Origin of the sequence: Pseudomonas sp. N40(2020), assembly GCF_014472415.1 — a bacterium.
In the GTDB taxonomy this organism is placed as follows: domain Bacteria; phylum Pseudomonadota; class Gammaproteobacteria; order Pseudomonadales; family Pseudomonadaceae; genus Aquipseudomonas.
In genome coordinates this window covers 103,333-112,392 of record NZ_JACSZV010000019.1, presented here as the reverse complement: position 1 = coordinate 112,392, position 9,060 = coordinate 103,333, and the positions used below count along the sequence as shown (strand labels likewise).

The 9,060-nt window shown below is 59.3% G+C and carries 8 protein-coding genes; 6 read left to right on the top strand and 2 right to left on the bottom strand.

All coding sequences use genetic code 11. The features are described 5' to 3' along the window. Positions 1–180: 180 nt before the first annotated feature. On the bottom strand, positions 181–1,410 hold the full coding sequence (serA, locus tag IAI51_RS14405; protein WP_064116317.1) for a phosphoglycerate dehydrogenase: 1,230 nt from the start codon (positions 1,408–1,410) through the stop codon (positions 181–183). Positions 1,411–1,616: 206 nt separating this feature from the next. Here serA and IAI51_RS14400 point away from each other — a divergent pair, with 206 nt between their 5' ends. From IAI51_RS14400 to IAI51_RS14385, 4 genes are all read left to right on the top strand, one after another. Continuing rightward, entirely contained in the window at positions 1,617–3,011 is a 1,395-nt protein-coding gene (locus IAI51_RS14400) for an FAD-binding oxidoreductase (RefSeq protein ID WP_187679088.1), read from the top strand. A 41-nt stretch (positions 3,012–3,052) separates the two neighbouring features. Further along, the gene (locus tag IAI51_RS14395; RefSeq protein WP_187679087.1) at positions 3,053–3,718 is read left to right on the top strand and encodes a fumarylacetoacetate hydrolase family protein; all 666 of its coding nucleotides are present in this window, start codon (positions 3,053–3,055) and stop codon (positions 3,716–3,718) included. 269 nt (positions 3,719–3,987) lie between these two features. Continuing rightward, positions 3,988–4,911: an SdiA-regulated domain-containing protein gene (locus IAI51_RS14390; protein WP_187679086.1), complete on the top strand. Its 924-nt coding sequence runs from the start codon at positions 3,988–3,990 to the stop codon at positions 4,909–4,911. A gap of 117 nt (positions 4,912–5,028) precedes the next feature. Beyond that, positions 5,029–5,946 (top strand): SdiA-regulated domain-containing protein, encoded by a 918-nt coding sequence (locus tag IAI51_RS14385; protein ID WP_187679085.1) that lies wholly within the window; start codon positions 5,029–5,031, stop codon positions 5,944–5,946. Positions 5,947–6,030: 84 nt separating this feature from the next. On the opposite strand, the gene rpiA is transcribed toward IAI51_RS14385, so the two are convergent. Further along, the gene (rpiA, locus tag IAI51_RS14380; RefSeq protein ID WP_100846912.1) at positions 6,031–6,705 is read right to left on the bottom strand and encodes a ribose-5-phosphate isomerase RpiA; all 675 of its coding nucleotides are present in this window, start codon (positions 6,703–6,705) and stop codon (positions 6,031–6,033) included. 308 nt (positions 6,706–7,013) lie between these two features. Here rpiA and ilvA point away from each other — a divergent pair, with 308 nt between their 5' ends. Together ilvA and IAI51_RS14370 are read left to right on the top strand one after the other, a co-directional pair. Next, on the top strand, positions 7,014–8,528 hold the full coding sequence (gene ilvA, locus IAI51_RS14375) for a threonine ammonia-lyase, biosynthetic (RefSeq protein WP_187679084.1): 1,515 nt from the start codon (positions 7,014–7,016) through the stop codon (positions 8,526–8,528). Between the two features lie 40 nt (positions 8,529–8,568). Then, a complete protein-coding gene (locus IAI51_RS14370; protein WP_187679083.1) occupies positions 8,569–8,982 on the top strand; it encodes a DUF2269 family protein in 414 nt (137 codons plus the stop codon). The last annotated feature ends 78 nt before the right edge of the window (positions 8,983–9,060 follow it).

The window sequence follows — 9,060 nt, the reverse complement described above, 5'->3', positions numbered from 1 at the left end:
TCGACCTGATCGACGACCGACAATTTAAAGGTCAGCGTGTAATCACGCTGACTGCGCCTTTCTCCCGTATTCATTACTCCCTCCTGAGAATGGGTCAGAAGGTGTAAACCTTATTCAGGACGGGACACGAGCATGAAAAAGGGAGCCCGAGGGCTCCCTTTTTTGTCGCTCAGCGTTCGATCAGAACAACACGCGGCTACGGATGGTGCCGTTGATGTGCTGCAGCTTCTCTTGCGCCAGATCCGAATACTCGGCGTCGACGTCGATCACCACGTAACCTACCTTCTCGTTGGTCTGCAGGAACTGACCGGAGATGTTGATGCCGTTTTCGGCGAAGACCTTGTTGATCTCGCTCATCACACCCGGGATGTTCTCGTGGATGTGCAGCAGGCGGTGCTTGCCAGGGTGAGCCGGCAGGGCCACTTCCGGGAAGTTCACCGACGAAACGGAAGTACCGTTGTCGCTGTACTTGACCAGTTTTTCCGCCACTTCCAGACCGATGTTGGCTTGCGCTTCAGCGGTCGAACCACCGATGTGCGGGGTCAGGATCACGTTGTCGAGGCCACGCAGCGGGCTTTCGAACTCTTCGTCGTTGGAGCGTGGCTCCACCGGGAACACGTCGATGGCCGCGCCGATCAGGTGCTTGTCCTTGATCGCGTCCGCCAGGGCGTCCAGCTCTACCACGGTGCCGCGTGCCGCGTTGATCAGGATGCCGCCCTTCTTGATGGCGCGGATTTCCTTCTCGCCGATCATCCACTGGGTCGCAGCGGTTTCCGGAACGTGCAGGGTGACGATGTCGGACATGCCCAGCAGTTCGTGCAGATTGCCGACCTGAGTGGCGTTGCCCAGCGGCAGCTTGGTCACGGTGTCATAGAAGAACACCTGCATCCCCAAGCCTTCCGCCAGAACCGACAACTGAGTACCGATCGAGCCGTAGCCGACGATGCCGAGTTTTTTGCCGCGGATCTCGAAGGAGTTGGCCGCGCTCTTGATCCAGCCGCCACGGTGGCAGGAAGCGTTTTTCTCCGGAATGCCGCGCAGCAGCAGGATCGCTTCGGCCAGCACCAGCTCGGCTACGGAGCGAGTGTTGGAGTACGGCGCGTTGAACACGGCAATGCCGCGCTCGCGGGCTGCACTGAGGTCAACCTGGTTGGTGCCGATGCAGAAACAGCCTACAGCGACAAGCTTCTTCGCGTGATCGAAGATCTCTTCGGTCAGTTGGGTGCGAGAACGAATGCCGATGAAGTGAGCGTCAGCGATCTTTTCCTTGAGCTGGGCTTCCGGCAGAGAACCTGTGAGGTACTCGATGCTGGTGTAGCCCGCCGCCTTGAGGACGTCGACAGCCGATTGGTGGACGCCTTCGAGAAGAAGGAACTTGATCTTGCTCTTATCGAGAGAAGTCTTGCTCATCTGCGTAAACCTGTATCCCGGAGAAAAATGGCAGGGAGGGGAGCAGCTTGGAGCTGACCCGAACGGCAGGAAAGCCGTCGCCGCAGAACTGGCCTTGGGCACTGTTCTGCGGGGTCGGTATGCTAGCATAGCCACCCCGCTAAACACTCATTCCTGCGACGTGAAGCGTTCTCAGGATGACCATGAATTGTTCGAGAGTTCTGTCGATGACCAATCCTGCCCTGATTGATGAACTGAAGACCCTGGTCGAGCCTGGCAAGGTCCTGACCGACGCCGACTCCCTGAACACGTATGGCAAGGATTGGACCAAGCACTTCGCCCCGGCGCCCAGCGCCATCGTGTTCCCCAAGACCATCGAACAAGTACAGGCCGTTGTGCGCTGGGCCAATACTCACAAAGTCGCGCTGGTCCCATCGGGCGGGCGTACCGGGCTTTCCGCCGCTGCGGTGGCAGCCAATGGCGAAGTGGTCGTGTCGTTCGACTACATGAACCAGATTCTCGACGTGAACCTCACTGATCGCACCGCCGTTTGTCAGCCGGGCGTGGTCACCGAGCATTTGCAGAACGTCGCCGAAGAAAATGGCCTGTATTACCCGGTGGATTTCGCTTCTGCCGGATCGAGCCAGATTGGCGGCAATATCGGCACCAATGCCGGCGGGATCAAGGTGATTCGCTACGGCATGACCCGCAACTGGGTCGCTGGCATGAAAGTCGTCACCGGCAAGGGCGATGTGCTGGAGCTGAACAAAGACCTGATCAAGAACGCCACCGGTTACGACCTGCGGCAACTGTTCATCGGCGCCGAAGGCACCCTCGGTTTCGTCGTCGAAGCGACCATGCGTCTGGATCGCGCGCCGAAAAACCTCACCGCGATGGTCCTCGGCACCGCCGATTTCGACTCGATCATGCCGGTGCTGCATGCCTTCCAGGGCAAGCTCGACCTGACCGCTTTCGAATTCTTCTCCGATAAAGCCCTGGCCAAAGTGCTGGGCCGCGGTGATGTGCCGGCACCGTTCGAGACCGACTGCCCGTTCTACGCACTGCTGGAATTTGAAGCGACCACTGAAGAAGTGGCCAACAGCGCCCTGGAAACCTTCGAACACTGCGTCGAGCAGGGCTGGGTACTGGACGGCGTGATGAGCCAGAGCGAAACCCAGTTGCAGAACCTGTGGAAGCTGCGCGAGTACATCTCCGAAACCATCTCGCACTGGACGCCGTACAAGAACGACATCTCGGTCACGGTTTCGAAAGTGCCGGCGTTCTTGAAGGAAATCGACGCGATCGTCGGCGAACACTACCCGGACTTCGAAATCGTCTGGTTCGGCCACATCGGCGACGGCAACCTGCACCTGAACATCCTCAAGCCGGAAAACCTGAGCAAGGACGAGTTCTTCGCCAAGTGCGCCACCGTCAACAAATGGGTGTTCGAAACCGTCGAGAAGTACAACGGTTCGATTTCCGCCGAGCACGGCGTGGGCATGACCAAGCGCGATTACTTGACCTACAGCCGTTCGCCGGCTGAGATCGAATACATGAAAGCGGTCAAAGCGGTGTTCGACCCGAACGGCATCATGAACCCGGGCAAGATCTTCGCGGTTTGATCTGTAATTCTTGATGAATCAATGAAGGCAGGAGTCGGTAAATGAGCTATCAGCACCAGTACGTCGACGGCACGCGCATTCACTTCCCGATCGGGAAAGTGGTGTGCATCGGCCGTAATTACGCCGAACACGCCAAGGAACTGGACAACCCGGTGCCTACCGAGCCGCTGCTGTTCATCAAGCCGGGCAGTTGCGTGGTGCCGCTGGACGGCGGTTTCAGCATTCCGACCGAGCGCGGTTCGGTGCACTACGAGGCGGAAATTGCCGTGTTGATCGGCAAGCCGTTGTCGACCAAGCCGAGCCGTGAAGAAGTGCTGGACGCGATCTCCGGTTTCGCCCCGGCGCTGGACCTGACCTTGCGGGACAAGCAGGCCGAGCTCAAATCCAAGGGCCTGCCGTGGGAAATCGCCAAGTCGTTCGACGGCGCGGCAGTACTAGCGCCTTTCGTGGTCGGCAGCACCTTCGCGGATCTGGCCGACATCGGCATTCGCTTGACCATCAACGGCGAAGTCCGCCAGGACGGCAACAGCAGCGCTATGCTCAACCCGATCGTGCCGATGATCCAGCACATGGCCGGCTGTTTCTCGTTGCAGGCCGGTGACGTGATTCTCACCGGTACGCCAGTGGGCGTTGGCCCGCTGAACGTCGGCGACGACATCGTGCTGGAACTGGTTGGCGCCAGCAGCTTCAGCAGCAGCGTGCGCTAGTCAAAACACTGCAATACACACTGTGGGAGCGAGCCTGCTCGCGAATGCGTCAGATCTGTCGACATAATCGTTGACTGATCCAGCGCTTTCGCGAGCAGGCTCGCTCCCACACTGGTTTGTGGTGGCCCTAAGATCGGGGACATCACAAGACAATCGCGCCATTTGCCGTTTTTTTCACATCCCGTCTGGATAATTTCCGCAATTCTGGCGTCTTAGCCGGCCTCTTTGTGCTATTACCCATAGCCTGAATTTTCGGAACGCGTCCCTCGATGTCATCTCAAACTCAGCTCAAATCCCCTCGCCGCTCACGTTTTGCCCTGCGCTGGTATGCTTGGCTGCTGTTGGCGATTGCTGCGGCGTATGGGTTGGCGTTCGCCATGCATTGGGATGATCGGGGCGTGCTGTGGGTGCTGGAGCGCTTCGAAAGCACGGCGGAGCAAAAGGAAAGCATCTGGCTGCCGGACTACCGGGCGGTGATCGATGCCAAGCCGCTGGCAGGCATGGAGAAGGACGAAGCTTCGGACCTGGCTTACAACCCGCAAACCAAAACCCTGTTCTCGGTGATGGGCAAAAACCCGTTCCTCGCCGAGCTGACGCTGCAAGGCGATGTGCTGCGCAAGATGCCATTGGTGGGCTGGAGCAATCCGGAAGGCCTGACCGTCATGGAAAACGGCCTGATGGCGATCGTCGACGAGCGTCAGCACACGCTGTCGATTGTCAAAGTCGATGCTGACACCCGTGAGCTCAATATCGCCAATTTTCCCAAATACGACCTCGGCCCGTCGAAAGACCAGAACAAGGCTTTCGAAGCCATCACCTGGGATTCGCGCAATCAGCAACTGTGGCTGGGCGAGGAGCGACCGCCGGCGCTGTTCACCTGGAAGAGTGATGGTAGCCAGGCCCTGAAGGGCGACAAGCAGAAGCTGGCCAGTGATGAACTGGATATCCGCAATCTGTCTGCTCTGGCGATTGATCCGCGCACCGGCCATATGCTGGTACTTTCCGCCGATTCGCACCTGCTGCTGGAACTGGACGAGAAGGGCGAGCAAGTCAGCTTCATGACTTTGCTTGGCGGTTTCAACGGCTTGAAATCGACCATCCCCCGCGCTGAAGGCGTGACCATGGATGAGTCGGGCACGCTGTATATAGTCAGTGAGCCGAACCTGTTCTATCGCTTCGAAAAACAGAAGTAACTTTCCCTACGGCAATTGCAGAATTGTGCAGTTGTCGTCGCAGGCAAGTGGCCATTAAGCTTCAGTTCAGACGGGCGTGATATTTCATCCGCCTGTTTTGATTCCGAGCCCGCCCGAATGCGTCGACTTGCCCGTCCCAAACCCATAGTCATCATCCTGTCGGTGATTGCCCTGATCGCGTTGATCGCGATCGGCCAATACATGCGTTTGTTCGAGCGTGGCTGGTTCAACCTGCACACCCTATGGCAGCCGCTAAGCAGCGAGGCCATTGGCCTGGATCAGTATCGCGTGGACATCGAAGCGCGAGTCATTGATGGACTGGACGACGATGTGTCGGCGCTGACCTACGATCCGGTGCGCAAAAGTCTGTTTACCGTGACCAACAAGAATTCCGAACTGGTCGAGCTATCGCTGGAGGGCAAGATCCTGCGCCGCATCCCGCTGATTGGCTTCGGCGACGCGGAGGCGGTCGAGTTCATCAGCGCCGATACTTACGTGATCACCGATGAGCATCTGCAGCGGCTGATCAAGATTCATCTGGAGCAAGACACTACTTTCCTCGACGCGGCGGACGCCGAGCAGATGACCCTCGGTGTGCACATGGCGGGTAACAAGGGGTTTGAAGGCCTGGCGTACGACTCGGTGGGTAAACGCCTGTTCGTCGCCAAGGAGCGCGATCTGATGCTGATCTATGAAGTGCACGGCTTTCCTCACTTCAATCCGGAAAAGTCCTACGCGGTGCACGTGATCAACAATCCCAAGCGCGATGCCGGGATGTTCGTGCGTGACCTGTCGAGCCTGCAATACGACGAGCGTAGCGGGCATTTGCTGGCGCTGTCGGACGAGTCGCGGCTGATTCTGGAGCTGGATGTGGACGGGCGCCCGATCAGCACCATGTCGCTGAGCAAGGGCCGGCAAGGCTTGCAGAAAACCGTGCCGCAGGCGGAAGGCATTGCGATGGATGACGACGGGACGTTGTATCTGGTGAGTGAGCCGAATCTGTTTTACGTGTTCAAAAAACCAACGCCGAACTAACCAACACCACAAAACACTGTGGGAGCTAGCAGGCTAGCTCCCACAGGTTTATTCGTCTGCCCACAAATGTGTGGGTGACGGGGCTTACTCAGCCTTCAGCGTCTTCACACCTTCACTCGTTCCCAGCAGCAACAAATCCGCCGGGCGCGCCGCGAACAGACCATTGGTGACGACACCGACAATCGCATTGATCTGCGCTTCCAGCTCCACCGGGTTGGTGATCTGCATATTGAACACGTCGAGGATGATGTTGCCGTTGTCGGTCAGCACGCCTTCGCGGTACACCGGGTCGCCGCCCAGTTTCACCAGTTCGCGAGCGACGTGGCTGCGAGCCATCGGGATCACTTCGACCGGCAGCGGGAACTCGCCCAGCACCGGCACCAGTTTGCTGGCATCGGCGATGCAGATGAAGGTCTTGGCCACGGCCGCGACGATCTTCTCGCGGGTCAGGGCCGCGCCGCCGCCCTTGATCAGGTTCAGATGCGCGTCGCTTTCATCGGCGCCGTCGACGTAGAACTCCAGGTCGCTGACGGTGTTCAGCTCATACACCGGAATCCCGTGGCCCTTCAGGCGTGCGGCGGTGGCTTCGGAACTGGCGACTGCGCCATCGAACGCACCCTTGTGCTGAGCCAGTGCATCGATGAAGCAGTTGGCGGTGGAGCCGGTGCCGACCCCGACGATGCTCTTGTCGTCGAGTTTCGGAAGGATGAAGTCGACGGCGGCCTGAGCCACTGCCTGTTTGAGTTGATCCTGGGTCATGCGGGCTCCGGAAGCGGGCAAGGTAAGAACGGAAAGGCCGGCATTATAGCCCCATGCCTGGTTAAAACCTCCTGTGGCGAGGGGATTTATCCCCGATGGAGTGCGAAGCGCTCCCCCGGCATTCTTTCAGAAATAACTTGATCTCAGTTTTGCGACGGCTGCTCCGCCGGTCGGGGATAAATCCCCTCACCACAAAGGTTCTCCATCACCAGTGTCCGGGTTATGACCACACTGTTTAGTGTGGTCGCACGGGCAAAAGCCGGGTTAGACTCCATGGCCCTGCACAACCCGCTCAGTGATGCTTTCCGATGCTCGAACAGTACGTCAAAAAGATCCTCACCTCGCGCGTTTATGACGTTGCCGTAGAAACCCCGCTGCAGAACGCTCGCCAGCTCTCCGAGCGGCTGGGCAATGACATCTGGCTCAAGCGCGAAGACTTGCAGCCGGTGTTCTCGTTCAAGATTCGCGGCGCCTACAACAAGTTGACCCAGCTGACCGAAGAAGAGCGCGCCCGTGGCGTGGTCACCGCGTCGGCGGGCAACCATGCGCAGGGTCTGGCCCTGGCGGCGAAAGTGCTGGGCGTCAAAGCGACTATCGTGATGCCCAAGACCACCCCGGAAATCAAGGTCGAAGGCGTGCGTTCGCGCGGCGGCAAAGTGGTGCTGCACGGCGATTCGTTCCCGGAAGCGCTGGCCTACTCGCTGAAACTGGTCGACGAAAAAGGCTACGTCTACATCCACCCCTACGACGATCCGCACACCATTGCCGGGCAGGGCACCGTGGCAATGGAGATTCTGCGCCAGCACCCGCAGCCGCTGGACGCGATTTTCGTTCCGGTTGGTGGTGGCGGTCTGATCGCCGGCATCGCGGCGTATGTGAAATACCTGCGCCCGGACATCAAAGTCATCGGCGTCGAGCCCGACGACTCCAACTGCCTGCAAGCGGCGATGGCTGCCGGTGAGCGCGTGGTGCTGCCGACCGTGGGCATCTTCGCCGACGGCGTGGCCGTGGCACAGATCGGTCAGCACACCTTCGACATCTGCAAAGACTATGTCGATGAAGTGATCACCGTCAGCACCGACGAGATCTGCGCGGCAATCAAGGACATTTACGACGATACCCGCTCGATCACCGAGCCTTCCGGCGCCCTGGGCGTGGCCGGGATCAAAAAGTACGTCGAACTGCGCGGCATCAGCGGTCAGACCTTCGTCGCCATCGATTCTGGGGCCAACGTCAATTTCGACCGTTTGCGTCACGTTGCCGAACGCGCCGAACTGGGCGAGGGCCGCGAAGCGATCATCGCCGTGACCATCCCCGAGAAGGCCGGCAGCTTCAAGGCGTTCTGCGAGGCCATCGGCAAACGCCAGATCACCGAATTCAACTACCGCTACAACACCGGCAGCGAAGCGCACATCTTCGTGGGTGTGCAGACCCACCCGGAAAACGACCCGCGCAGCGCATTGCTGGCGAGCCTGACCGAGCAAGGCTTCCCGGTGCTCGACCTGACCGACAACGAACTGGCCAAGCTGCATATTCGCCACATGGTCGGCGGCCACGCGGCGCATGTGATCGATGAAGTGGTGTTCCGCTTCGAGTTTCCGGAGCGTCCGGGTGCGCTGTTCAACTTCCTCAACAAGCTCGGCGGGCGCTGGAACATCTCGATGTTCCACTACCGCAACCACGGTGCGGCGGATGGCCGGGTGGTCGCAGGCCTGCAAGTACCCCATGACGAACGTCATCTGGTGCCGGCGGCGCTCGAGGAAATCGGCTACCCATACTGGGATGAAAGCGAGAACCCGGCCTATCAGCTGTTTCTTGGCTGAACGGCTACGCTGATGGGCATGACCCAAGGAAGAGAAACACATGGAAACCCTGACCACCCTGAAAGTCCTTCACGTCGCGGCTACCGTGGTGATCCTGGTGAGCGGGCTGGGGCTCGCCGCGCTTTCCTGGCGTAATCGCAGCGAAGGGCCGGCGAGCACGATGCAGCGTCCGTGGTTGTTCGTCTGGTGTTTGATGTTGCTCGGCATGTTCAGCATGCCGTTCACCGGCTGGTGGTTGGTACACCTGGTGGGCTGGCCGTTGGGGCAGTTGTGGATTCTGGGTTCCAGCGTGATCTATGCCGTGGCCACGTTCAGTGCGGTCTGGCTGCTTGTTCGGCTGAATCGGCTGTGGACAACAGGGGTTGGCAACCGGACATTCAATCTGGCGCTGGCGATTGTCAGCGGCGTCGGGTTTCTCGCCATTGCGGGGTTGATGGGGGCCAAGCCGGTTTAAGGCTTGAGACCGAGTCGAGCCAATCGCTGGCAAGCCAGCTCCCACAGGGATTTTCAGTGAACACAGATTATGCGGACA